Origin of the sequence: Breoghania sp. (assembly GCF_030066895.1) — a bacterium.
Lineage (GTDB): Bacteria > Pseudomonadota > Alphaproteobacteria > Rhizobiales > Stappiaceae > Breoghania.
Genome location: NZ_JASJAV010000028.1, coordinates 24,403 through 47,922 on the forward strand (window position 1 = coordinate 24,403; position 23,520 = coordinate 47,922).

Here is a 23,520-nt window from a genome sequence, read left to right on the forward strand (position 1 = left end):
TTGTCATGCGCATGGAAATCGGGCATCGCCCCGTTCCGAAGCGGATTCCCCATCGTTACCGCTTTTTTTGATTTCGTATTGCGTCAATCCACACTAGTGTCCCGGCGCGCTGCCAACAGCGCGCTTCATCATGACCTCAATGGAACAAACCGGAAAATGACCGAGCAATTCCTGCCCTCGCTTGACCTGTCGCCTGAATTCGTCGAGGCGGCCCAGGCTTCCAAAGCCTGGCCGTTCGAAGAAGCGCGCAAACTGGTCAAACGGATCGAGAAACGGGGAGGGGATGCGCCGGTCCTGTTCGAGACGGGCTACGGTCCCTCCGGCCTGCCGCATATCGGCACCTTCGGCGAAGTTGCGCGCACGACCATGGTGCGCACCGCCTTCCGTCTGCTGACCGAGGACAAGATCCCGACCCGGCTCCTGTGCTTTTCCGACGACATGGACGGGATGCGCAAGATCCCCGACAACGTGCCGGACAAGGCCGCGCTTCAGCCCTATCTGCACATGCCGTTGACCTCGGTGCCGAACCCGTTCGGCGGCGATTTCGACAGTTTCGGCGCGCATAACAACGCCATGCTGCGCCGCTTCCTCGATACCTTCGGTTTTGAGTACAAATTCGCCAGCGCCACCGAGTATTACACCTCCGGCTGCTACGACGAGATCCTGCTTCGGGCAGTCGAGCGCTACGACGACATCATGAAGGTGATGCTGCCGACGCTCGGCGAGGAACGTCAGGCGACCTATTCGCCCTTCCTGCCGATCTCGCCCAAGAGCGGCCGCGTGCTCTACGTGCCGATGAAGGCGGTCGATGCCAAGGCGGGCACCGTCACCTTCACCGACGAGGATGGCAAGGACGTCACGCTGGAAGTGACCGGCGGCAAGGTCAAGCTGCAGTGGAAGCCCGATTTCGGCGCCCGCTGGGCGGCGCTCGGCGTCGATTTCGAGATGTTCGGCAAGGACCACGGTCCCAACATGGGCCTCTATGACCGGATCTGTCAGGTCATGGGCGGCACGCCGCCGGAGCATTTCGTCTACGAGCTGTTTCTGGACGACAAGGGCGAGAAGATCTCCAAGTCCAAGGGCAACGGCCTGACCATCGATGAATGGCTGACCTACGCGCCGACGGAGAGCCTCGCGCTCTACATGTTCCAGAAGCCGCGCAGCGCCAAGAAGCTGCATTTCGACGTCATCCCGAAGGCGGTGGACGAGTATTACACCTTCGTCCAGAAGTACCCCGAGATGCCGGTGATGCAGAAGCTCGGCAACCCGGTCTGGCACATCCATTCCGGCAACGTGCCGCAGATCAATCTGCCGGTGCCCTTCGCCATGCTGCTCAACCTGGTCTCCGCCTTCAACGCGGTGAACAAGGACGTGCTGTGGGCCTTCATCTCGCGCTATGCGCCGGGTGAGACGGCCGAGAGCAATCCCGAGCTGGACCGGCCGGTCGGCTACGCGCTCCGCTACTTCGAGGATTTCGTCAAGCCGACCAAGTCCTTCAAGACGCCGGACGAGGTGGAGCGGCAGGCGCTTGCCGATCTTGACGCAAGCCTCGCGGCACTTCCCGCCGATGCGGATGCCGCGATCCTTCAGGACACGATCCTCAATATCGGTCGTGCGATTGAGCGCTATCAGGATCCGAACAAGAAGGGCCCGGATGGCGGCCCCGGTGTGTCGATCGCCTGGTTCTCCGCGCTCTATCAGCTTTTGCTGGGCCAGGAATGCGGTCCCCGCTTCGGGTCCTTCATTGCCCTCTATGGCATTGACGAGACACGCGCTCTTATTGCCAAATGTCTGAAGGGTGAACTGGGCTGATCGCAAGCGGGAGGAGATGAATGGGGGAGGGGAGTGCTGCCGTCCGGCTCGCCGCACTGGCAAGCTGGCTCGCTTTCCCCGTTTACGCCTGGCAAGGGACCGGCGTGCGCCTGCGCGTCGATCGCCTTCTGCCCGCCCCCGATGATGAAACCGGCCGGATCGAAGGAGACGGCGCGGACCTGAAGCTGCTGGTGGTGGGGGACTCGTCCGCCGCCGGCGTCGGCCTCGACCATCTGGACGACGGCCTTCTGCGCCGACGGCTTCCACCCGTCTGCCTCCGGCATGGAAGGCTGGGGCGCCCATGTGGTCGACCACATGCGTTTGCCGGACGGGTTTTGACATCGGCTTCAGCCCCCGCGTTCTCCTGCCGGAGGCTGCTTCCAAGTTTATACGTGCTTCCGCCTTTTCCGGCTGGGCGTAACCCCTCCGGACGTGCTGTCATGCCTACAGTCGAGCGTAAGAATTAAATATATAATATATATCTAGAGATATTGCGTAATATACATTGTGTCTATTGCGTATGTGGAAGTAAACTCACGTTTAACGTGTCTGCATGACATTTAATATGACGATGCATCGTTGCAATATCGGAGGGCTGGAAGGCCAAATTCGGGGGCTGACTCAGTTCGCGAATGCCACTCTGCGGCGATCGAATTCATAGGGTCATTATCAATTCATAGGGTCATTATCCATGTCACCAGCCAATATGTCGATATCCAAGAAGCTTCTCGTGATCGTCGCATTTATCAGCATTTTTTTAGTCGCAAACAGCGTGATCGGCTTCGTGTTTTTGAACCAGGTCGGCGGTGCCGTGGTATCGGTTGACGAGACCGCCAATCAGGTCCGGCTCGGGGCCCGCATGAACCAGGATGCGGTGGAGCTGAACCGCGCGGAATATCGTCTCGCCGCGGAGGCGCATGTTCTCGACGAAATCCGCGCCGTCGTTGCGGAGAGCGAGGCCTCGTTCCGGGATCGCTACGAGCGGGCCCTGGACGGTGTGGGCGCGCAACAGCGCAAATTGCTGGACGATGCCAAGGGCGCCTTCGACATCTATGCCGAGAAGGTTGATGAAACCGTGTCCTTGGCGCAATCTGCAGAGGCGGCGGCAACGGAGGAGATGCGCAACCGACTGGTGGGGCGTGGGGAGGAGAACCGTCCGTTCGCCAGTCAACTGTGCGCGCTACCCTTGCCGCCTTCGTGAGCTACAACGACACCAAGGGCGAGCAGGCGTCCGGGGCTGCTGCCGAAACCTCCGTGTTCGCCGCGACCGTCGTCGTCGTGCTGGCGGTAGCCGGTGTGGTCGTCGGTGTCGCCCTGGCGCTCCTCGTCTCGCGCCGGTTTATCGTGGCGCCGGTGACGAGACTGGTGTCCGGGCTCAAACGTCTGGCTGCCGGGGGATTCGATTTCTCGATCGAGTATGCGGAACGCGAGGACGAGGTCGGCGACATCGCCAAGGCGATGCTGATCTTCAAGGAAAATGCCGCCGAGCGTCAGAAGATGTTGGCCGAGCAGGAGGCCGACATGCGCGCCAAGGCGGCACGCGCGGAGCGGATCGGGACATTGACCGCGCGGTTTCGCGGCGATGTCGATGAATCCCTGAGCGTTCTCAGTTCCGCCTCAACCGAACTGGAGGCAACCGCCCAATCTCTGGTGGCGACGGCGGAGGAAACGGCCACGCAGAGTTCCAGCGTTGCCGCAGCCTCCACGCAGGCTTCCTCGAACGTGGAAACGGTGGCCTCTGCGGCGAAGGGAATAACGGCCTCCATCAAGGAGGTGAGCGCCCAGATCCTGAAAACCTCGGAACTCGCAGAAGATGCGCGCACGCAGGTCTCCTCCGCATCCGGGCGGGTGTCCTCCCTGAAGACGGGGGCGGAAACGATCGGCGAGGTTATCAGCCTGATCAGCACCATCGCCGAACAGACGAACCTCCTGGCGTTGAACGCCACCATCGAGGCCGTCCGCGCCGGGGTGGCGGGCAAGGGCTTTGCGGTCGTGGCCGCGGAGGTGAAGGAACTCGCCAATCAGACATCGAAGGCGATGGAAGACATCACCACCCAGATCAGCAAGATGCAGGACGACGTCCAGTCGACGGTTCCGATGATCGTGAAGATCTCCAAGGTCATCGGCAACCTGAGCGAAATCTCCGCAACCGTTGCCTCGGCCGCCGAGGAGCAGGCCAGCACGACGGAGGAAATCGCCCGCAATGTCGGCGAAGCCGCCAAGGGCACGGGCGAGGTCTCGCGCAATATCGTCTCGTTGAACGAGGCGGCGGAAACAAACAGCGCCGCGACCTCTCAAGTTCTCTCCACCGCGCACTCGGTCGCGGAAAAGAACGAACGCCTGAACGCCCAGGTTTCGGACTTCATCCGGGAAATTCAGGCCGCCTGATCAGATGCTTTGCGGGCCTCTACTGACTGGCCCCCTTACTGACTGGCCCACGTGATCCGCGAGATCCATTCGATCTCTTCGACCGGCACGGTCTGCTTCGTGCGGTCGGCGCCGATGGGGGTCAGTTCCACCGTGGTTGCGGTGCGTCTGTGCAGCACCCAGGGGGCGATTTCGCCGCCTTGCATGCGCACCACCACTCGGTCGCCGCGCCGGATCGGGCTCTTGGGCGAAACGATGATCGTGTCGCCGTCGGGGTAATGCGGCAGCAGCGAATTGCCCGAAACCTCCAGCGCAAAGACCCCGTTTTCGTCGCAGCTGGGGAAGGGGGCGTCATCACATCGTCCGCTCTCCGGCGGGCCGTCCTCACCGAAGCCCTGAGCATTGACGGGGCTTTGCAGGAGCGGCTTGGCGATGGTCCCGTCCCCGAAACGGGTCTCGGTCACGGGCGAGGTCACGAGCATGACGAAATCGCCGATTTCTGTGCCGGTGGCTTCCAGCACCTTGGAAATGGATTCCGTGGACGGCCAGCGCGGGCGGCCGTCGCCCGCAATCCGCTTGGAACGGTTGAATGTGGTTGGATCCAGACCGGCGCGCCGGGCGAGCCCCGAAGGCGACATGCCGTTGATCTTCGCTAACGCGTCAATGGTCGCCCAGACCCGATCATGGGAAAGCATCGATCGGCCTCCGAGTGTTTGAAGGGTGAATGTGCAGGAATTTATACCTCTATTCAATCCCGTTTCGGTATATATTCCTTATTCGACCCGTATTCCATACCGCATCGGTGTGGCGGGAGCGCGGCATCGAGCCTGGTGTCCGGCCGATCGTGCGATCGGTCGCGCGAAACATTCCCTAACGTCAACAACGCTTGAACGAACGCATCGGAAGGCGTCGAGCCCACCGTGGCCGATTTGCCCGGCGACGGGGCGGTGTCATTTCTGCCGGGCGGAAACTGCGCTAGGAAGGTCGGGAAGCGGCGGATGATTCCCTTCCCGCCCGCAAGGACGGAGCAGCGCGTGAGCACGATCTACAAATCCTCCCTCGGTGCGATTGGGAGACGGCCGTGACCGCCGGCGTCTTCACGGGCGCGCCGGTCGACGTGAAGGACGGTTTCATCCATTTCTCCACCGCCGATCAGGCTGCGGAAACGGCGGCCAAGCATTTTGCCGGCCAATCGGATCTGGTTCTGATCACCGTGCCGGATGCGCCGCTGGGAGATGCGCTCAAATGGGAGGTTTCGCGCGGTGGGGCATTGTTTCCCCACCTCTACGCGCCACTCGACCCCGCCCTTGCCGTCTGGGCAAAGCCGCTGCCGCTCGGCCCGGACGGGGCACATGTCTTTCCGGAGTTTGAACCATGATCGGGTCTTTCGTCACCCGCTTCGGGCGCGTTGCCATGTTGCAGCTCGCACCCGAGACCGCGCACCACATCACCATCAAGGCGCTGTCGATCGGGCTGGTCCCCGCCTGCCGGCATCGTGTCGATCCGCGCCTGTCGCAAAACCTCTTCGGCCTCGACTTCCCCAATCCAGTGGGGCTGGCGGCTGGTTTCGACAAGAACGGCGAAGTGCCCGACGCGCTTCTGGCACAAGGCTTCGGCTTCGTGGAGGTGGGCACGGTCACCCCGCGTCCCCAGCCCGGCAACCCTTCGCCGCGCATTTTCCGCCTCGCCGAAGATCACGCCATGATTAACCGCATGGGCTTCAAAAATGAAGGCCACGCGGAAATGCATCGTCGGCTGGAGCGTCGCCGCGCGCGCGGCGGGCTCGTCGGCATCAATATCGGCGCCAACAAGACGTCGACCGACCGCGTTGCCGATTATGTGGCGGGCGTCGAGGCCTTTGCGGATCTGGCCTCCTATTTCACCGTCAACATCTCCTCGCCCAACACGCCGGGTCTGCGAGATCTGCAGACGCGCGACGCGCTCTCCGGGCTTCTGGAAAAGACGCTGGCCGCCCGCGATGAGGCCACCGAACGGGTTGGCCGCCGGGTGCCGGTTCTCGTCAAGATCGCGCCCGACGTGGACGAGGCCGGGCTTGAGGGCATCTGCGCGGAAATTGTGGAGCGTAAGGTCGACGGTCTGATTGTCTCCAACACCACGCTCGCGCGCGAGGGCGTCAGCGATCCGGCGGTGGCGCGCGAGGCGGGCGGCCTGTCGGGACGTCCGCTTCTGCTGAAATCCACCCGCATGCTGGCGAAAACCCGGCGCCTTGTCGGTCCCGACCTGCCGCTCATCGGCGTGGGCGGCATCGACAGCGGCGATACCGCCTGGGCGAAGATTGCAGCCGGCGCGGATCTCATCCAGCTCTACACCGGCTTCATCTACGAGGGTCCGGAGCTGATCGGCCGCATTCTCGATCATCTGGCCGAAAAGCTGACCCAGCAGGGGTTCAACTCTCTCCGGGAAGCCGTGGGCTGCGAGCTGGATGTCTGGGCGGCGGTGGAGGAGGGCGCCTGAGGCGCCTCTTGTCCGTCGGATCAGGCCGTACCGAAGGTTTCCTGCGCGCGTATGCGGCTGATACACCACAGTGAGAAAAGCCGCGTGCACCCAGGAAGATCTCCAGCGCCAGCCACAGCCCGTGATTGCCGAGCAACGGGAACAGGATCTCGTAGGCGGTAAGATAGAGCGCGATGGAAATCAGCATCATGTTGCGCATGTCGCGCGACCACGTCGCGCCGACGAAGATGCCGTCCATCTGGAAGGCCAGAACCCCGAACAACGGGGTCAGCGCCACCCATATCAGGTAGTTCTCGGCCATCTCGCGCACTGGAACGTTGGTGGTCATGAAGTCGATCAGCCACGACCCGCCGAGCCAGAAGATGAGTGCGGCCGCTCCCGCGAGCACGACGACCCAGATCAGCGTGAGCTGCACCGCCCGGTCGAAGGCCGGTCTGTAGCGCGCTCCGAGCGACCGACAAGTTGCTCCGCCGCGCTGGCAAAACCGTCGAGAAAATAGCCGCCGACCATAAAGAACTTCTGCAGGATCGAATTGGCCGCCAGCGTCATGTCGCCCTGTGCCGCGCCGTGCGAGGTGAAGAAGGCGAAGAACACGAAGAACACGTGAAGGAGCGGATCATGATGTCCTGGTTGAGGCCGAACATCCGCGCAATGCGCCCGCGGCTGAAGATCCGCTGCAGGGACGGCATGGTCGTGTTGGCAAAGCTGCGCCAGACGACCATTCTGCCCACCATCGCCGTGACCACTTGCGCCAGGAATGTGACGAATGTCACCCCCGCTATGCCCCAGCCGAATCCCATCACGCACAGGATCGAGAGCACGATGTTCACGACGTTCAGAACGGTCTGGACCAAAAGCCCTGTTCCCGCCCGGCCGAGCCCCAGAAGCCAGCCCAGGATGGCGTAGTTGATGAGCGTGAACGGCGAGCAATAGATCCGCCAGTCGAAATAGGTCCGGGTCGCCGCCTGCACCTCCGCGCTGCCGCCAAGTAGCGTCACGCCGAGTTCGCGGATCGGCCATTGCAGCACTACCAGCCCGATGCCGGCGACGGCGGAGACGATCAGCGCGCGCAACAGCACCGCACGAACTTCCTTGCCGACACCCGAACCTACGGCCTGAGCGGTCATGCCGGTCATGCCGGACCGCAGGAAACCACAGGAAATTGAATGTGGTGAGGATGAGATCGAAAATGATGCTGCCGACCGCGATCCCGCCAACCAGCGAGGCCGAGCCGAGTTGCTCGATCACCGCCGTATCCACCACGCCAAGGATCGGTGTCGACAGATAGGCGAGCGTCATCGGGATCGCCAGGGCAAGGAGCGTGCGATTGGTCACGGTGAAGGGGCGTGTGGCAACGTTCATTGAAATTTCCGTTTCAGGGCAAGCTAGCCCCTCGAGGTTGCCGGACCCAGCGTCCTGCGATCATAACCTCTCATTGGGGAAAAACGAGAACAGAATTCGTATTTCGTGCAATACGCACCGTCAGCGCGCAGGAGAGAGACGGTGTCGAGACCGATTTTCGGGTCGATCTCCCAGTCGATCTTCGGGCGAGCCTCAGGGCTCGCCGCGGCCGATCTTCAAAAGCCGCTCGATCAGCCACAGCGTCACCACGATGACCGCGCCCAGCAGGAAATAGGAGCCAAGCCGCCGCACCGCATCGAACCCCATGCTCCAGATGCCCATGACGACGTCCTCGATCCAGTAGAGCAGGCCCATCAGATCCAGGTCGATCGCGGACAGGATAGATTCCCACCACGAAGGAGATAACGACAAGGCGCACGATGACGTGGCCGGGTGAGCCGCCGAAGAATCTGTGGAGCGAATCTGAGCGCATGATCGGGGTTTCCGTTCGCGGGTTGAGACGTCTTCGCTGCGTTGTCCGGCCGGAAGGCGGAGCCTCGCGCACGGCTAATGCCACGCGCCTAAGACGAATAATTGGGTTTCTCCTGCGGTTTACGCAAGACCGCCGACGATCGGAACGGGCACTGGTGTTTTCTCGATGCTCCGGGGTTGTCCGTTTTGCACGGCCTTGCAATTCGCGAATTCATTAAAATGCCGTCTATTTCCTTAATTCTCGCTGAACTGTTGGCTTGTCGAGGCAATTGAACGCCTTTGTTGAGGGGCATATATCTAGATCCGACCAGATATCCCCAATTTATTATTAGTAATTTTGGAAATCCAGAAAGTAATAATTGATATATTAAATTGAGTGTGTAGGAGGAGATACACGTGTTCGTACAAATATAAGTAATATCTGTGATGAAATTTCTGTGTATTACCGTTATGCAGTCGCAGGAGGATTTCTCGTGGACGAGCGTGTGGAAGACAGCCCGTTGACCCCGGACCCGGCCCGCGCCGGGCTCGACGGTTGGCATACGAAGGCGTCTTCGCGCGTGAAAACCGCGGATTTCCTCGACCGCGGCGAGCCCAAGGATCTGGTCGATATCCTGCACCGCCGGGGCCTGACCATGCTGGCCTTCGTGGTGGTCGCGATGGGGGCTTGTCTTGCGGTTACCCTTGTTTCCGTCTGGATCGGACTTGGAGCGATCGCCACGGCGGTCGCCTGCTGGCTGGTCGCCAATCTGGCGCTGGTTCTGGTCACCGTCCTGATCGGCCCGCGTCTGCCATCGCGTTACTGAGGCGTATGATCGGACTGTGCGGGGATGACGGTCGCCGGGAGGCGACGTCAGTCACGAGCAAAACCTGCCCGTCTCGGATCTCGGCTCAAACCGGCCGGGTCGCCCCGGCCGGTCGATCACGTTGAAACCGCTCAGGCGGCTTCCTTTTCCGCGGCCTGCTCGGGTGCGAAGCGGCCCTAGAAGACCTCGCCGTTCTTGGCCATCTCGCGCAGCAGCTTGTTGGGCTTGAAGCGGGGGCCCCATTTCTTCGTAAACTTCTTGCAAAGCTCCACGAAGGCCTCCGCGCCCATGCCGTCGATGTAGGAAAGCGTGCTGCCGGTATAGGGCGCAAAGCCGAAGCCGAGGATGGAGCCGACATCCGCCTCGCGCATGTCGGTCAGCACCTTCTCCTCAAAACAGCGCGCCGTCTCCAGCGCCTGCATGACCAGAAGCCGCTGCTTCAGTTCTTCCACGTCGAAGGTATCCGCTTCTTGCTGCCTGCCGGATAATCGTAGAAGCCCTTGGCGTTCTTGCGCCCGAAGCGTTCGCGCTTGATCACCATCTCTTCCAGGATGTTGTCGAGCGGTCCGGCCACGTACTTGTCGCCCATGTCCTTGCGGGTGGTGGCGACGATCTTCCAGGCGAGATCGAGCGCCACTTCGTCGGCCAGCGACAGCGGCCCGACCGGCATGCCGTTCATGCGGCCGACATTCTCGATCATCGCGGCCGGAACCCCGTCGTCCAGCATCATCAGGCCTTCGCGGATATAGGTCATCACGACCCGCGAGGTGTAGAAGACGCGGCTATCATTGACCACGATCGGCGTCTTCTTGATGGCGCGGATGTAGTCGAGCGCCATGGCGAGCGCCTTGTCGCCGGTCTTCTTGCCCATGATCACTTCCACCAGCATCATTTTGTCGACGGGCGAGAAGAAGTGGATGCCGATGAAGTTCTTTGGCCGTTTGGAGGCTTCCGCCAACGAGGAGATCGGCAGGGTGGAGGTGTTCGACGCATAGACCGCACGCGGCTTTATCATCGCCTCGGTCGCCTCCGTCACCGTCTTCTTGATGTCGCAATCCTCGAACACCGCTTCGATCACGAGATCGCAGGGCTCAAGATCGGCATAGTCGGCCGTCGGCGTGATGCGGGCGAGAAGCTTTTCCTTGTCTTCTGCCGTCGCCTTGCCGCGCTTGACCGCCTTCGACATCAGTTCGTCGGAATGGGCCTTGCCCTTTTCCGCCGCAGCCATGTCGCGATCGAGCAGGATTACGTCGATACCCGCCTTGGCGGTGACATAGGCGATCCCTGCGCCCATGAAGCCCGCACCCAGAATGCCGACCGTCTTGATCTTGCTGGGCCGCTGATCGGCCGGGCGACGCGCGCCCTTGTTCAGCTCCTGCATGGAGACGAACAGCGAGCGGATCATCGCGGCCGCTTCCGGCGTCTGCAGCACATGGGCGAAGTAGCGGCTTTCCACCGTCAGCGCCTGATCCATCGGCAGTTGCAGACCCTCGTAGACGGATTGCAGGATGCCGCGCGCGCTGGGATAGTTGTTGGCCGTCTCGCGCCGATAGATGGCGTTGGCGGTAGGCCAGAACTGGAACCCTTGCGCGGAGTAGATCGGGCCCAAGGGCAGCTTGAAGCCCTTCTTGTCCCACGGCTTGAACGGATCGACGCCCGCCTTGAGCTTCTTCTTCGCCGCCTCGATGAGTTTCTTCTTCGGCGCGACCTCGTCGACGAGCCCCATGCCGAGCGCTTTCTTGGCGTTGAGCGTGCGGCCCTGCAGCAGGAACTGGAGCCCGGCCTGCGCATCGACCATGCGCATCACGCACTGCGTGCCGCCGGCGCCGGGAAAGAGCCCGACCTTCACCTCTGGCAGCGCGATCTTCACCGCATCGGCATCGGAGGCCACGCGGGCATGATAGGTCAGCGCCAACTTGGTCGCCCCGCCCATGCACACGCCGTTGATGGCAGCCACCCACGGCTTGCCGCATGTCTCGATCGCCCGGTAGAGCAGCGACATGCGCCGCGACTTCTCGAACAGCTCCTTGACGGCCGCTTCTGGATCCTTGCCCCGCACGGCGTGGAACTGGCGCAGCAGTCCCTCCAGCATGGTCAGATCGGCGCCGCCGGAGAAGCTCGCCTCCTTGCCGGAGGTGACGACGACGCCCTTGATTGCCTCGTCGGCAACGACCGCGTTGAGCGCCGCTTCCAGTTCGTCCATCACCTCCATGTCGAAGACGTTCATCGACTTGCCCGGCATGTCCCAGATGAGCAGAGCGATGCCGTCGACATCCGTCTCAAGCGTGAAGTTTTTGTAGGTCATTGGTTCTGCCTCCCTCGTCTCAGACGCGCTCGATGATCGTGGCGGTGCCCATGCCGGCCCCGATGCACAGGGTGATGAGCGCGGTCGAGAGATCGCGCCGCTCCAGCTCGTCCAGCACCGTGCCCAGGAAGGATCATCGCGCCGGTAGCGGCTCAGCGGATGCCCCATGGCGATCGCGCCGCCGTTGACGTTGACGATCTCCTCATCGAGATCCAGCGCCTGGCGGTAGCGCAGCACGATGGAGGCGAACGCCTTGATGCGGGCGCGCGGCTTCAGCCCCGCCGCCTTGCCGCCCTTGCGGTTGCCGATCAGAACGGTGGATGCTCCGTCGACGATGCCCGACGAATTGTCCACATGGTGGATGTGGGTGACGGTCTCGACCTCCGGATGGGCCTGCACGGCCACCGCATCGAACCCGCCCATGGATCCCATCAGCTCGAACAAGGCGTTGAGCGAGGCGAGCGACTGCATGTCTGTGTCGGGGCGCATGTGCTCGTCACGGTCGAGCAGCGTGATGCCGTTGATATCCTTCACCGGAACGACGGAGTTCTTGAAGTAGCCCTTCTCCCAGGCATGGGCCGCCCGCTTCTGGCTTTCACCGCATAGGCGTCCACGTCGTCGCGCGAAAAGCCGTACTTGGAGGCGATCAGATCGGCGGACACGCCCTGCGGCATGAAACTAGGAGGGCAGCGCCACCTGCGGATCGACCGCCCAGGCTCCGCCCGACGCGCCGAGCCCGATGCGGCTCATGCTCTCCACGCCGCCGGAGACGACCAGATCGTGCTGGCCGGTCATCGCCTGGCCGGCGCCCATGTTCACGGCATCGAGGCCGGAGGCGCAGGAGCGGTTGATCTGCATGCCGGGCACGGAATTGTCGTAATCGGCGGTGAAGACGGCGGCGCGCGCGATGTCGCCGCCCGCCTCGCCGATCGGATCGACGCAGCCCAGGATCACGTCATCGATGAGCTTGGTGTCGAGCTTGTTGCGTTCCTCGATCGCTTGCAGCGTCGAGGCCGCGAGCCGGACGGTGGGCACCTCGTGCAGCGCACCGTCCTTCTTGCCGCGTCCGCGCGGGGTGTGGACATGATCGTAAATGTAAGCTTCGGGCATGGATCGCTCCCGTTTTATGGATTGGTCTCAAAAGCCTCAGAGGCTGCGGGCGATCAGAACCTTCATGATCTCGTTGGTGCCCGCGTAGATGCGTTGGATGCGGGCATCCTGATACACGCGGGCAATAGGGTATTCGCTCATGTAGCCGTAGCCCCAGTGCAACTGGAGGCACTCGTCGACGACCTTGCACTGCAGATCGGTCGTCCAGCACCTCGCCATGGAGGCGTGGTGGTATCGAGTTCGCCCTTCAGGTGCCGGGCGATGCAATGGTCCGTGAACACCCGGCCGATGGTGGCCTCGCTCTTCAGTTCCGTGAGCCTGAACTGGGTGTTCTGGAAATCGAGGATGCGCTTGCCGAAGGCCTTGCGCTCCTTGAGGTATTCGATGGTGATGGGGAGCGCGCGCTCCACCATCGCCATGGCCTGCACGGCGACCAGCAGGCGTTCCTGCGGCAACTGCTCCATCAGCTGATAGAAGCCGCGGCCCTCTTCCGGGCCGAGCAGGCTGTCGGCGGGCACGCGCACATCGTCGAAATAAAGCTCCGATGTGTCGTTGCCCTTCAGCCCGATCTTGTCGAGGTTGCGCCCGCGCCGGAAACCCTCGACCTGGTCCGTCTCCACGACGAAAAGTGAGGTACCCTTCGGGCCCATGGACGGGTCGGTCTTGGTCACGGCAATGATCAGGTTGGCGAGCTGGCCGTTGGTGATGAAGGTCTTCTGACCGTTCAGAACTTAGTGATTGCCGTCCTTCACCGCGGTGGTGCGCACGCCATTGCGATGACCGAGCCCGCGGCGGGCTCGGTCATCGCAATGGCGCCGATATATTCGCCCGAAACGAACTTCGGCAGCCAGCACTTCTTCTGATCCTCGGAGCCGTAATGGGCGATATAGGGGGCGACGATGGTGGAATGCAGCGCCACGCCGAAATGGTTGAGCCCGATCTCCCCCATCACATGCGCGATCACCGCGTCATGGGCGAACGTCCCGCCGGCGCCGCCATAGGCCTCGTCGATCCCCGCGCACAGCAGTCCGGCTGCGCCGGTCTTCTCCCAGGCCTCGCGGCTCACGCAGCCATTGGCGACGAAATCCTCGTAATCGGGCGCGATTTCCTGTTCTAGAAACCGGCGTGTGACCGCCTCCAGCAGGATGAGGTCCTCATCCATCCACTCCGGCCGCGGTACCTCTATAGCGCTCATATGGCATTGTCCTCCCAACCGATATGTTACGCAGTCTCCACTCGGAACCGACCTTCCCGCCGGTTCGTCGGTCTTGTTCTTTCCCACCGATCGCCCCTTGCACCGCTGTCATCCCCGCGAAGGCGGGGATCCAGCACTCCGTGAGCCAACGTTGTGCCTTTGAGCCAGGCCCTGTGGGTTACTGGATCCCCGCCTTCGCGGGGATGACAGCCGCGGGCAAACGCGCTCCCGTCGCCTCGTATCCAATCATTTCTTCCATGAGGTGAGGAGTGTCGGGCTTTCCGTATCTCTGAAAGCCCGACGTCACGTCGTCCCGTTCCTCAGAATGCCTCCGCGGGCAGCTCCATCACCGTGTCCGCTCCGGCTTGGATGTGGGCAAGGCGCGTTGCGGTTTCCGGCATCTGACGTTCCATGAAGTGACGCGCCAGCACCAGCTTGGTCTTGTAGAAGTCCTCGCTGCCTTCTGCCCCTTCCGCCAGCTTCGCCTGCGCCACGCGGGTGATCTGCGCCCACATGTAGCCGAGCGCCACCAGCCCGAAGAGGTGCATGTAGTCGGTCGAGCCCGCGCCCGCATTGTCGGGCTTGGTCATGGCGTTCTGCATGAACCACATGGTTGCCTTCTGCAGATCCTTAAGTCCCGACTTCAGCGATCCGGCCAGCGGAGCGACGCCTTCTTCTGCGCCCGCTTCCTGCAAGAAGGTGCCGACCTCGTTGAAGAAGGACATCACGGCCTGCCCGCCGTTTGCGGGAAGCTTGCGGCCGACGAGATCGAGCGTCTGAATGCCGTTCGCGCCCTCGTAGATCATGGAAATGCGCGCATCGCGCACGAACTGCTCCATGCCCCACTCCGCGATATAGCCGTGCCCGCCGAACATCTGCTGGGCGATGACCGCGTTGTCGAAGCCCTTGTCGGTGAAAACGCCCTTCAAGACCGGGGTCATCAGCCCCATCACGCCCTCGCCCGCGGTGCGGTCCTTCTCGTCGTCGGAGCGATGCGAGACGTCGCCTTTAAGCGAGGTCCACAAAACCAGCGCCCGGCCCGCCTCGTTGAAGGCGCGCACCGTCATCAGCGCGCGGCGCACATCGGGGTGAACGATGATCGGATCGGCCGCCTTGTCCGGCGCCTGCGCCCCGGTCAGCGCGCGGCCCTGCAAGCGGTCCTTGGCGTAGATGGCGGCGTTCTGATAGGCGACCTCGGACTGCGACAGCCCCTGAACGGCAACCCCGAGCCGGGCCTCGTTCATCATCCTGAACATGGCGCGCAAGCCCTTGTTCTCCTTGCCGACGAGCTAGCCCGTCGCCCCGTCATAGTTCATGACGCAGGTCGAATTACCGTGAATGCCCATCTTCTCTTCCAGCGAGCCGCACACGACGCCGTTGCGCTCACCTATAGAGCCGTCCTCGTTCACCATGAACTTCGGCACGACGAAGAGCGAGATGCCCTTGGTGCCCGCCGGAGCACCTTCGATGCGCGCCAGAACCAGATGGATGATGTTGTCAGACAGATCGTGCTCGCCGGCGGAGATGAAGATCTTCGTGCCGGAAATCGCGTAAGATCGGTCGCCGTTCGGCACCGCCTTGGTGTGGATGAGAGCCAGATCCGTGCCGCAATGGGGCTCGGTCAGGTTCATGGTGCCGCACCATGCGCCCGACATCATTTTGGGCAGGTATGTCTGTTTCTGCTCGTCCGATCCGTGCACCTGAAGCGCCGCGATCGCGCCCTGGGTGAGGTCCGGATACATGGAAAACGCCATGTTGGCGGAGCACAGGAACTCGTTCATGGCGACGGTCAGCGTGTGCGGCAGACCCTGTCCGCCGTAATCCGGATCGGCCGAAAGCCCGATCCAGCCGCCTTCCGCGAATTTGGTGAAAGCGTCCTTGAAGCCCTTGGGTGTCGTCACCGAGCCGTCCTCGGCCCGCGTGCAGCCCTCGCGGTCGCCCGACTGGTTGAGCGGCTGGACGACCTCCTCCGCCAATTTCGCCCCCTCGTTGAGGATGGCCTCCACGAGGTCCGGCGAGACGTCGGCAAAGCCGGGCAGGTTGGAATAGCGATCCATGCCGAACACATCGTTCAGCAGGAAAAGGGTGTCTTCGACCGGTGCGCGATAGCTTGGCAAAACGTGATCCTCCCAGAGCCGGCCCGTTCAAGGGTCCCATTAATCATCGCACGTAACATTACGTCTGCGTAAACGTGAACTCCCCTCGGTACGTTCTCTCCGTTCCATCTTCTCTCATGGCGGAAATACGGAGGCTCATGGACCTCTCGCGCTATTTCTTCTCCGCCGCTTCCTTCTCCTTCAGCATGCCGGACACGACCTCCACCGTGCGCGACAGCTCGTCGATCGCCTGCTCGATATGGCTCCTCTGCTCCTTGAGCACGTCGATCTGCTGGTTGAACTTGTCCAGTGCCACGCGAAGCTGCACCACCTGGCCGTTGCGCAGGTCGTAGAGATCCAGCATGTCGCAGATTTCATTGAGAGAAAAGCCGACCTTCTTGCCCATCAGCACGAGCTTCAACCGCGCTCGGTCGCGGCGGCTGTAGAGCCGGTTCTGACCGTCGCGCTTGGGGTTGATCAGCCCCTTGTCCTCGTAGAACCGTAGGGTGCGCAGGGTGACGCCGAACTCCTTGGCGAGTTCGCCGATGGTGAAGGTGGTATTCTTGCCCGGCTCGTCGGCGGTAGAGATCGCCGAAGCGATATCCCCGTCTATCAAAAGTGCTTCGCTCATGGCATCGTCTCTTGTTGCAGCGTGCGCTCCACGCGTGCGAAGCGGCGCTCGACAGTCGATTTGGCTCCCATGATATCTTACGTTTGCGTAAACGTCCAGTGATTGCTGCTCTGCGATGCTCCGGTACCTTCCCAGCCGATGCTTGTCTGAAAAGCTGCGGAATTCTGCGCATCTTGCGGCTTATGGTTAATCGAAATACCCTCGAGTGTTCCATCAGATGCCGCACATTAACCCGGCGTTTACCCTGAAAGGAGGAAATCGCCGAGGGATTAGGTGCGCCGAATGTGGCGTCCATCGGTCGGTTGCCGGGCCAAAAGGCTGCCAGAAGGTTGCCAGAAAAATGGCTGCGTGTGGGCACGCGGTAGAATGACGGATAGCGGGGACTGCTCATGTCGTGGAGCATTCGTGACTTGGGCAACGATGCTCGGGATAGGGCGGTAGAAGCCGCCGAGCGTGCCGGCATGACAGTCGATGAATGGCTCAATTCGCTGATCCGCGATGGGATCCGCTCCGAACAGACCGACATGGGTGCAGCCCCGTCCGCCGCGCCTGAGTGCCGCGAACGCGAACGCCCGTCCTTGCGCGAGCGCGGTGAGCGTCTGCGTGGAAGCTCGATCTCTCGCATTACCGACAATGATAATATTTAATATATCACCAGCGCGCTCGATCGGCTGCTTGCCGAAAATGTCCGCGACGACGCCCGCCAGGGCGATGACCGCTGTGCCCCGCCCGTGCGGCCCGCAAGCCGCGCCGAAAGGCGTGCTGATGAACGTGCGTCCTGCGACCGGGTTGTCGAACCCGCCCGCGCCGCAGCGCCTGCGGAACGTCATGTCGACGTGTTGCCGGAAGAGTGCTCCCATCGGATCGAGAGTGTTCTGGCCGCGCTCGGCAAGCTCGCTCAGCGCATGCGCTCCCTGTCGGCCCGCAATGGCGAGACTGCTGCCGGCCAGGGAGCCAGTTAGGGCGCCAACCAAGACACAGGTCAAATCCCGAGCCAGGCCATCATCGAGGAACCTGTCCGCACCATCGAGCGCCGCGAAGAGACCGGTAACTGGAACGAGCCCCGGCTTGGACGTCGCCGTGAGGTTCGCGAGCGTGCTACCCGCTTTGAGGAAGACCGCCGTCGCGAAGATGTCCCCGGGGAGGATCGTCGCCGCGAAACCCGGCGCAGCGACGGGCGGCGGGCGACGGACAAGTTCCGCGCAGAGCCGCGCCAGGAGCCGGTTGTCCGGTCCGAGTGTCCTTCCTACGCCGCGGCGCCACGCCCGCAATAGGATCGAGAGCAGCCCGCCGTCTTTGCGGAACGGCGCGTCGCGCCCAACGCCGAAATCGAACATCACTTCCGCGATCTGGCCGAGTGCATCGACTCTCTGCGCTAACCGTACGATGAGGCCTTCGCCGATCTGTGCGAGGAGATCGCATCGCTCCGCCGTTCCATCGAACGCGACGGCACCAGCGACCGGGATCTCGGCGAGATCACGCACCTGATCGCCTCCGTGGAGCGCATGCAGCGCGAGGCGCACGATCCGCACTTGGCCGAAGAGGTGCGCGCCGAGATCGCCGATCTGCGCGAAACGGTGATGAGCCACAATATTGACAGCGCTATGAAGACGCTGGAATCCGGTTACGCCCACATCGTCGAACGGCTCGATGACATGCGCCGCCGGATTGACGATCCCGATGCGCTTCACGCTCTCGACCACCGTCTCGACGAGATCAAACGCAGCCTGGCCGACATTCCGCGCGCCAGCAGCTTTGCCGTCTTTGACGATCGCCTCGATGACATGGCGCATCGTCTGCACGACCTGTCCTCGCGCGGTGCGCTGCAGGGGCTCGATCATCTTGAACAAGAAATGCGCGAACTGCGCACGGCCATCCGCGAACTCGATGTTGCCAATCTGGTGCGCAGCGTCGACGGCCAGCTTCGCGACCTGAGTGACCGCATCGATGCGATGTCGCAGGATGCCTCTGCTGATATCCACGAACGCCTGCTGACCTTCGAGGATCGTCTTCCCGACCGCGCCATTCTCGACACGCTGAACAACCGCATGGAGCGCATCTCCTCCATGCTGGCGGAGAATCGCTCCTCGACCGGCGGCGCCCATTAGCGCGTCGACGAGCGGCTCGGCGAAATCCTCGGTCGTCTCGATCGCATCGAACGCCAGTCCGGCGGTCCGGCGGAATTCGAACGCGCGCTAGGTCTTCTGGAAATGCGCATCGACGGCATTTCCGGCAAGCTCGGTGCCTTCGAGGGCCCCGCACTCGATGCCGACACGCTGGAAAGGGCCGTCGCGCGTATCGATGCCGCCGCCGACCGGATGAGCACCGAACGTCTCGCCGAACTTCAGCGCCAGGTCGCCGATATCGCAGGCGCGCTGAGCGCCGGCTACGGACAGGACCTTCACGCCGCCCAGGACCTTGCCGCCATGCGCGAGGATGTGAAGGCTCTGCGCGACGAGGTCACGCACAACGAAACGCTCGTTGCTGCCATCGAGCCGCAGATCCAGCAGCTCGTCCGCTCGCTCGTCACCGATGATCGCGGCGCGCCCGATGACGCCAAGCTGCAGCGCATCGAACAGCAGATCGCCGTCATCGCCGGTCAGTTCGACGCCACGGAGGACCGGCTCGCAGGTCTCGTTAATATTGAGGCCGCACTCGGGCGCATCGATGCCGTCGTCTCCGCGCGCGGACAGGACGTCCATGAGGCGGCCGCCTCGCCGCATCGTCGCAAACCGTTTCGCGCCCCGATGCTGCCATCGAAGGGTTGCGCGGCGATCTGGCCCGTCTGTTTGAGGCCGCACAGGACGACCGCCGCGAAACCGACACCTCGATGGAGCGGGTCCCGCGGGTTCTGAGCGAAATTTCCGCCCGTCTTGCCGCTCTTGAAAACGACGACGAGATGGAAGGCGAGATCGGCTATGCCGAGGTCGCCGTCGCCGCAGGTGGCGGTCGGCGGATGTCGATGGGCTATCCCCCGCGGCCGCCCTTCACCGGGCATTCCGGCAACCTGTCCGATCACGATACGAACGGGCACGATACGAACGGGCACGATGAGAACGGACACGACGAGGACGAGCTTCCCGATCTGTCGACGGTGAAAGACGTTCCGCTGGAGTCGGGCACAGTGGCAAGCTGGATCTGGCCGCCCTCCTGCGTGCTCAGGCGGGGGAGGAGAATGCCGCAGGTGCGTCGGGCGATCGCAAGGCCGATTTCATCGCCGCCGCCCGTTGCGCCGTCCAGACCGCATCCGCCGAGGTCGCGGAAGAGGAAAAGGAACGGGCCGGGGAAACCAAGGACCGCGGCGCTCGGCTGCGCAGCCGGCTGAAGCGCTCGCGCAGCGACGATTCTGTCGCCCCCGTTTCCGAGGAAGAGGCGCTGGCGCGCGGTTTCGAAAAGCCAGGAAAAGAGAAAAAGGCAAATAAGATCAAGGAGAAAGGCGCGGCCAAAGGGTTCGGCTCGACCTCGCGTCTCTGTCGTCCCCTGATCTATGCGGTAGCTGCCGTGATCCTGACCATCGGCGCGCTGAAGGTTTCGACGATGTTCGAGGGTTCCCAGCCGCAGCCCACTCCGGTGGCCGACACTGGCGGTCAGACCGATACGTCGTCTGCGTCGCGAAGCGCGGATGCGGCCGGCGCTGCCAACAATGGCGGGCATGCCATCCCGCCCGCACCCAGCAGCACGCCTGATGAAGCGGTGACGTTCCAGCCGCACACGGCGGAGCCCGGAAAGTTCGCCAGTCCCGATGCCGTCCAGCCTTATGGACGCTTCAACAACGCGCCTGCCAAGCCGGCTCGCACGGAAACCGCGAGCGCCGAGGCGACCGGCAAGGTCGGTGCCGACAGCGCCGCGCCTGTCGCGTCCCAGGCCAATGCTCCTCAGGCAGTGACACCCCCAGAGCGAAAGCCCCTCATCGGGTGGGACGAATGCGGCGCCGTCCGTTCCCACGCCCGGAGCGGCCGTCGGCCCGCTGGCGCTGCGCCTTGCCGCAACCGACGGCAACCCTCGCGCCCAGTTCGAAATCGCCTTGCACTACACCGAGGGCAAGGGCGTCACGGCGGATCTCGCCAAGGCGGCGGAATGGTATCGCCTGGCCGCCGAAGGCAGTCTTGCGCCGGCCCAGTATCGTCTGGGCAGCTTCTACGAAAAGGGTCGCGGGGTTGTCCGTGATCTCGCAGAGGCGCGCAAGTGGTATCAGCGCGCCGCCGATCAGGAAAACGTCAAGGTCATGCACAATCTGGCCGTTCTTCTGGCCGACGGCGCTCTCGGCAAGCCCGACTTCGCCCGCGCCGCACGCTGGTTCGAAAAGGCGGCCCACCGCGGGGTCCGCGACAGCCAGTTCAATCTCGGCGTTCTCTACGCCCGCGGCCTCGGGGTGAAGAAGGACCTGTCGGCCTTCTACAAGTGGTTCGCCATTGCCGCCAAGCTCGGCGACGGCGATGCCGCGGCCAAGCACGACGAGATCGCCAATTCCATGCCGCAGGACCAGCTGGTCAACGCGCGCAAGGCGGTCAGCTCCTGGAACGAGAAGGCGATCAACGAGGACGCCAATCGGGTAGAGAGCGACGCGGCCTGGAAGGGCAAGCCCGCCGATGCGGCGTCGGCCGCCGACATGGGGCTAGTCAAGCAGGCCCAGCTTCTGCTCGGCAATTTCGGCTTCGATCCGGGCCCTGCCGACGGGGTTGCCGGTCCCAAGACGCTGGAAGCGATCCGTACGTTCCAGAGCCGCGAGGGACTGCCCGTGAACGGCGCGGTCGACAAGAAACTCATCCGGGCTCTGGCCAGCCGAATGATCTGATCCCGGCGCCTACGCCGGGACGGGTTTCAAGGTCGGTAATGTGTCCGAATCCTGCGAACTGTGCCATGGCCGACGCGCCATGAACCGAAAGTGAACCAGAACCGCGAAAGGCCGATTGACAGCGCCCGGCGAGGGGGGATTTAAACGGCATTGTTTGCGGTGCGAAATGGCGGCACGAGCGCGCCCGCCGCAATCCTTAGCACCGGACTGGGCCGTTGCAGATCTACCTCCCCATTGCCGAGCTACCGGTCAACATTTTCATGATCCTGTCGATGGGCGGTGTCGTCGGCTTCCTGTCGGGCATGTTCGGCATCGGCGGCGGTTTCCTGCTCACTCCGCTGTTGATCTTCACCGGCATTCCGCCCGCCGTTGCGGTCGCGACCGTGACGACCCAGGTCATCGCCTCCTCCTTTTCCGGCGTGCTCACCTACTGGCGGAGCAAATCCATCGATTTTCCGCTCGCCTTCGTGCTCCTGTGCGGCGGCATCATGGGGTCGGCGCTGGGCGTCTGGCTGTTCTCGGTTCTGCGCGCGCTCGGTCAGCTCGATCTGACGATTTCCATCGCCTATGTCTCCTTCCTGACCCTGATCGGTGGGCTGATGATGGTGGAATCCGTGCGCGCCATGCTGCACAGCCATTCCGGCAAGCCCGCCACGCTGCGCCGTCCGGGCCAGCACAACTGGGTGCACAGGCTGCCCTTCAAGGTCCGCTTCCGCCGCTCCAGGCTCTATGTCAGCATCATTCCCATTGCCGGGCTTGGCATCACCATCGGCTTTCTGGGCGCGGTACTGGGTATCGGCGGCGGCTTCATCATGGTGCCTGCGCTGATCTACCTGCTGTGCGTGCCAACCAACGTGGTGATCGGCACCTCGCTGGTGCAGATCCTGGCGACCATGGTGGTGGCGACCGTCCTGCAGGCAGTGTCGAACCAGTCGGTCGATGCCCTGCTGGCGCTCATCCTGATGATCGGCGGCGTGGTCGGCGCCCAGTTCGGAGCCCATCTCGGCCAGCATCTGCGCGGCGAACAGTTGCGCGCGCTCCTCGCTCTCGTGGTGCTTGTGGTCGGCATGCGCTTCGCCATCGATCTGGTGCTGGAGCCGACCGACCTCTATTCTCTGTCAATCCTTTCGGAAGGCGGTCAATGAGGGTACGGGTGGTGGAGATCGGACTTCTGACCCCGGCGCGTTTGAAGCATGTGCGTCTGGCACAAGCCGTGCTGACGATCATTTCAGCGTTATTCCTCATCAGTGACAGCCAGGCCGAAACCCTCGTCACCGCTCTTTCCGAACCCACCGTCAAGATCACCTCGAACTTCACCGGCGCGGAGATCGTCGTCTTCGGCGTGATCGAACGTGATGACAAAACCGTCGAGCGACCAGAGCCTTACGACATCGTCGTCACCGTCGACGGGCCGAAGGAAACCATCGTCATCCGCCGCAAGGCGCGGGTCTTCGGCGTCTGGGTCAACAACGAGTCCGTCCGTTTCATCGATATCCTGTCCTTCTACGCCCTGCACAGCACCCGTCGGCTGAGCCTGATCGCCGATGAGGCGTTGCTGAAGGACAAGGGCATCGGCGCGAAAAACCTGACGCTTCGTTCGGATGCCGGGTTCGACATGAGCGAAGACGACCGACAGTCGTTTCGCGATGCCCTGTTGCGGTTGAAGGTGCAGGAGGGCCTCTACGCCGAGCGCTCCTCCGCGGTTGGCTTCCTGTCGTCCTCGCTGTTTCGAACCACCGTCCCGCTTCCCGCCAACGTGCCGGACGGCGACTACAAGGTGGATGTCTCGCTCTTTCGCGGCGGCGCGCTTCTCACCACCCAGCGCCAGAATCTGCGCATCGCCAAGGCAGGCTTCGAACAGTTCACCTATTCGACGGCCCACACCAACACGCTCATCTACGGCCTGACCACGGTGCTGATGGCGATCTTCACCGGCTGGCTGGCTGGCGTCATCTTCCGCAAGGAATAGGGGTGGCAACGCGTCTCCATTTGTGAAGCGTGTACCCTTCTTCCCCCATTGGCTAAAGCGCTCCAAGGTCCGACAGAAATGGCTGAGGGAAATACCTCTCCCATGGGGAGAGGTCGGGCCGAAGGC

The 23,520-nt window shown here is 62.9% G+C and carries 19 protein-coding genes and 4 pseudogenes; 12 read left to right on the forward strand and 11 right to left on the reverse strand.

All coding sequences use genetic code 11. The features are described from left to right. Nucleotides 1-156 precede the first annotated feature (156 nt). From QNJ43_RS21495 to QNJ43_RS21505, 3 genes are all read left to right on the forward strand, one after another. A complete protein-coding gene (locus QNJ43_RS21495; RefSeq protein ID WP_300472940.1) occupies nt 157-1,812 on the forward strand; it encodes a lysine--tRNA ligase in 1,656 nt (551 codons plus the stop codon). Nucleotides 1,813-2,518: 706 nt separating this feature from the next. Beyond that, nucleotides 2,519-3,013: a Tar ligand binding domain-containing protein gene (locus QNJ43_RS21500; RefSeq protein ID WP_300472942.1), complete on the forward strand. Its 495-nt coding sequence runs from the start codon at nt 2,519-2,521 to the stop codon at nt 3,011-3,013. Beyond that, nucleotides 3,010-4,200 (forward strand): HAMP domain-containing methyl-accepting chemotaxis protein, encoded by a 1,191-nt coding sequence (locus tag QNJ43_RS21505; RefSeq protein ID WP_300472944.1) that lies wholly within the window; start codon nt 3,010-3,012, stop codon nt 4,198-4,200. Before QNJ43_RS21500 ends, QNJ43_RS21505 begins: the two co-directional genes overlap by 4 nt. A 35-nt stretch (nt 4,201-4,235) precedes the next feature. Here the strand turns inward: QNJ43_RS21505 and QNJ43_RS21510 are convergent, their stop codons facing one another. Continuing rightward, entirely contained in the window at nt 4,236-4,874 is a 639-nt protein-coding gene (locus tag QNJ43_RS21510) for a helix-turn-helix transcriptional regulator (protein ID WP_300472946.1), read from the reverse strand. A gap of 356 nt (nt 4,875-5,230) precedes the next feature. Here QNJ43_RS21510 and QNJ43_RS21515 point away from each other — a divergent pair, with 356 nt between their 5' ends. Beyond that, nucleotides 5,231-5,557: a DUF952 domain-containing protein gene (locus QNJ43_RS21515; protein WP_300472974.1), complete on the forward strand. Its 327-nt coding sequence runs from the start codon at nt 5,231-5,233 to the stop codon at nt 5,555-5,557. After that, complete coding sequence (locus QNJ43_RS21520; RefSeq protein ID WP_300472948.1) at nt 5,554-6,654, forward strand: quinone-dependent dihydroorotate dehydrogenase; 1,101 nt, start codon at nt 5,554-5,556, stop codon at nt 6,652-6,654. The genes QNJ43_RS21515 and QNJ43_RS21520 overlap by 4 nt, the downstream gene beginning before the upstream one ends. Here QNJ43_RS21520 and QNJ43_RS27610 read toward each other — a convergent pair. From QNJ43_RS27610 to QNJ43_RS21530, 4 genes are all read right to left on the reverse strand, one after another. Then, entirely contained in the window at nt 6,587-7,069 is a 483-nt protein-coding gene (locus QNJ43_RS27610; RefSeq protein WP_346433090.1) for an MATE family efflux transporter, read from the reverse strand. The two genes, QNJ43_RS21520 and QNJ43_RS27610, sit on opposite strands and share 68 nt — an antisense overlap. Further along, nucleotides 7,054-7,203, reverse strand: coding sequence for a hypothetical protein (locus QNJ43_RS27615; RefSeq protein WP_346433091.1), 150 nt, complete (start codon nt 7,201-7,203; stop codon nt 7,054-7,056). Before QNJ43_RS27615 ends, QNJ43_RS27610 begins: the two co-directional genes overlap by 16 nt. Then, complete coding sequence (locus QNJ43_RS27620) at nt 7,200-7,790, reverse strand: MATE family efflux transporter (protein WP_346433092.1); 591 nt, start codon at nt 7,788-7,790, stop codon at nt 7,200-7,202. The genes QNJ43_RS27615 and QNJ43_RS27620 overlap by 4 nt, the downstream gene beginning before the upstream one ends. A gap of 418 nt (nt 7,791-8,208) precedes the next feature. Continuing rightward, the gene (locus QNJ43_RS21530) at nt 8,209-8,370 is read right to left on the reverse strand and encodes a DUF6460 domain-containing protein (RefSeq protein ID WP_300472950.1); all 162 of its coding nucleotides are present in this window, start codon (nt 8,368-8,370) and stop codon (nt 8,209-8,211) included. 590 nt (nt 8,371-8,960) lie between these two features. Here QNJ43_RS21530 and QNJ43_RS21535 point away from each other — a divergent pair. Beyond that, the gene (locus tag QNJ43_RS21535) at nt 8,961-9,293 is read left to right on the forward strand and encodes a hypothetical protein (RefSeq protein WP_300472952.1); all 333 of its coding nucleotides are present in this window, start codon (nt 8,961-8,963) and stop codon (nt 9,291-9,293) included. A gap of 176 nt (nt 9,294-9,469) precedes the next feature. On the opposite strand, the pseudogene QNJ43_RS21540 reads toward QNJ43_RS21535, so the two are convergent. The 6 genes and pseudogenes from QNJ43_RS21540 to QNJ43_RS21565 all read right to left on the reverse strand — a co-directional run bounded on the left by QNJ43_RS21540 (nt 9,470) and on the right by QNJ43_RS21565 (nt 18,423). Continuing rightward, nucleotides 9,470-11,598, reverse strand: a pseudogene (locus QNJ43_RS21540) (3-hydroxyacyl-CoA dehydrogenase NAD-binding domain-containing protein). A gap of 19 nt (nt 11,599-11,617) precedes the next feature. Beyond that, nucleotides 11,618-12,708 (reverse strand): annotated as a pseudogene (locus QNJ43_RS21545) (acetyl-CoA C-acyltransferase). Nucleotides 12,709-12,744: 36 nt separating this feature from the next. Then, a pseudogene (locus QNJ43_RS21550) lies at nt 12,745-13,870 on the reverse strand (acyl-CoA dehydrogenase family protein). Between the two features lie 353 nt (nt 13,871-14,223). Further along, nucleotides 14,224-16,020, reverse strand: a pseudogene (locus tag QNJ43_RS21555) (acyl-CoA dehydrogenase C-terminal domain-containing protein). Between the two features lie 151 nt (nt 16,021-16,171). Further along, entirely contained in the window at nt 16,172-16,630 is a 459-nt protein-coding gene (locus QNJ43_RS21560; protein ID WP_300472954.1) for a MerR family DNA-binding transcriptional regulator, read from the reverse strand. A gap of 269 nt (nt 16,631-16,899) precedes the next feature. Continuing rightward, nucleotides 16,900-18,423, reverse strand: coding sequence for a hypothetical protein (locus QNJ43_RS21565; protein ID WP_300472957.1), 1,524 nt, complete (start codon nt 18,421-18,423; stop codon nt 16,900-16,902). Between QNJ43_RS21565 and QNJ43_RS21570 the strand changes: the two genes are divergently transcribed. The 6 genes from QNJ43_RS21570 to QNJ43_RS21595 all read left to right on the forward strand — a co-directional run bounded on the left by QNJ43_RS21570 (nt 18,415) and on the right by QNJ43_RS21595 (nt 23,394). Further along, nucleotides 18,415-18,738 carry a hypothetical protein gene (locus tag QNJ43_RS21570; RefSeq protein WP_300472959.1) on the forward strand — a complete coding sequence of 108 codons (324 nt, stop codon included), beginning with the start codon at nt 18,415-18,417 and terminating at the stop codon, nt 18,736-18,738. The two genes, QNJ43_RS21565 and QNJ43_RS21570, sit on opposite strands and share 9 nt — an antisense overlap. 102 nt (nt 18,739-18,840) lie before the next feature. Next, the gene (locus QNJ43_RS21575) at nt 18,841-19,485 is read left to right on the forward strand and encodes a hypothetical protein (protein WP_300472961.1); all 645 of its coding nucleotides are present in this window, start codon (nt 18,841-18,843) and stop codon (nt 19,483-19,485) included. Further along, entirely contained in the window at nt 19,461-19,955 is a 495-nt protein-coding gene (locus QNJ43_RS21580) for a hypothetical protein (RefSeq protein WP_300472963.1), read from the forward strand. The genes QNJ43_RS21575 and QNJ43_RS21580 overlap by 25 nt, the downstream gene beginning before the upstream one ends. A gap of 648 nt (nt 19,956-20,603) precedes the next feature. Then, entirely contained in the window at nt 20,604-21,425 is an 822-nt protein-coding gene (locus tag QNJ43_RS21585; RefSeq protein ID WP_300472976.1) for an SEL1-like repeat protein, read from the forward strand. 215 nt (nt 21,426-21,640) lie between these two features. Further along, entirely contained in the window at nt 21,641-22,570 is a 930-nt protein-coding gene (locus tag QNJ43_RS21590) for a sulfite exporter TauE/SafE family protein (protein WP_300472966.1), read from the forward strand. Then, nucleotides 22,567-23,394, forward strand: a complete 828-nt coding sequence (locus QNJ43_RS21595) for a TIGR02186 family protein (RefSeq protein WP_300472968.1) — start codon at nt 22,567-22,569, stop codon at nt 23,392-23,394. Before QNJ43_RS21590 ends, QNJ43_RS21595 begins: the two co-directional genes overlap by 4 nt. Nucleotides 23,395-23,520 lie beyond the last annotated feature (126 nt).

What these genes read in the sequence shown, in the direction of transcription:
- QNJ43_RS27620 (WP_346433092.1), bottom strand. Translation starts at nt 7,790, where the DNA reads ATGACCGGCATGACCGCTCAGGCCGTAGGTTCGGGTGTCGGCAAGGAA.
- QNJ43_RS21580 (WP_300472963.1), top strand. Translation starts at nt 19,461, where the DNA reads ATGGAGCGGGTCCCGCGGGTTCTGAGCGAAATTTCCGCCCGTCTTGCC.
- QNJ43_RS21595 (WP_300472968.1), top strand. Translation starts at nt 22,567, where the DNA reads ATGAGGGTACGGGTGGTGGAGATCGGACTTCTGACCCCGGCGCGTTTG.
- QNJ43_RS21530 (WP_300472950.1), bottom strand. Translation starts at nt 8,370, where the DNA reads ATGGGCCTGCTCTACTGGATCGAGGACGTCGTCATGGGCATCTGGAGC.
- QNJ43_RS21570 (WP_300472959.1), top strand. Translation starts at nt 18,415, where the DNA reads ATGGCGCATCGTCTGCACGACCTGTCCTCGCGCGGTGCGCTGCAGGGG.
- QNJ43_RS21560 (WP_300472954.1), bottom strand. Translation starts at nt 16,630, where the DNA reads ATGAGCGAAGCACTTTTGATAGACGGGGATATCGCTTCGGCGATCTCT.
- QNJ43_RS21500 (WP_300472942.1), top strand. Translation starts at nt 2,519, where the DNA reads ATGTCGATATCCAAGAAGCTTCTCGTGATCGTCGCATTTATCAGCATT.
- QNJ43_RS21510 (WP_300472946.1), bottom strand. Translation starts at nt 4,874, where the DNA reads ATGCTTTCCCATGATCGGGTCTGGGCGACCATTGACGCGTTAGCGAAG.
- QNJ43_RS21520 (WP_300472948.1), top strand. Translation starts at nt 5,554, where the DNA reads ATGATCGGGTCTTTCGTCACCCGCTTCGGGCGCGTTGCCATGTTGCAG.
- QNJ43_RS21495 (WP_300472940.1), top strand. Translation starts at nt 157, where the DNA reads ATGACCGAGCAATTCCTGCCCTCGCTTGACCTGTCGCCTGAATTCGTC.
- QNJ43_RS27615 (WP_346433091.1), bottom strand. Translation starts at nt 7,203, where the DNA reads ATGACGCTGGCGGCCAATTCGATCCTGCAGAAGTTCTTTATGGTCGGC.
- QNJ43_RS21565 (WP_300472957.1), bottom strand. Translation starts at nt 18,423, where the DNA reads ATGCGCCATGTCATCGAGGCGATCGTCAAAGACGGCAAAGCTGCTGGC.
- QNJ43_RS21575 (WP_300472961.1), top strand. Translation starts at nt 18,841, where the DNA reads ATGCGCATCGACGGCATTTCCGGCAAGCTCGGTGCCTTCGAGGGCCCC.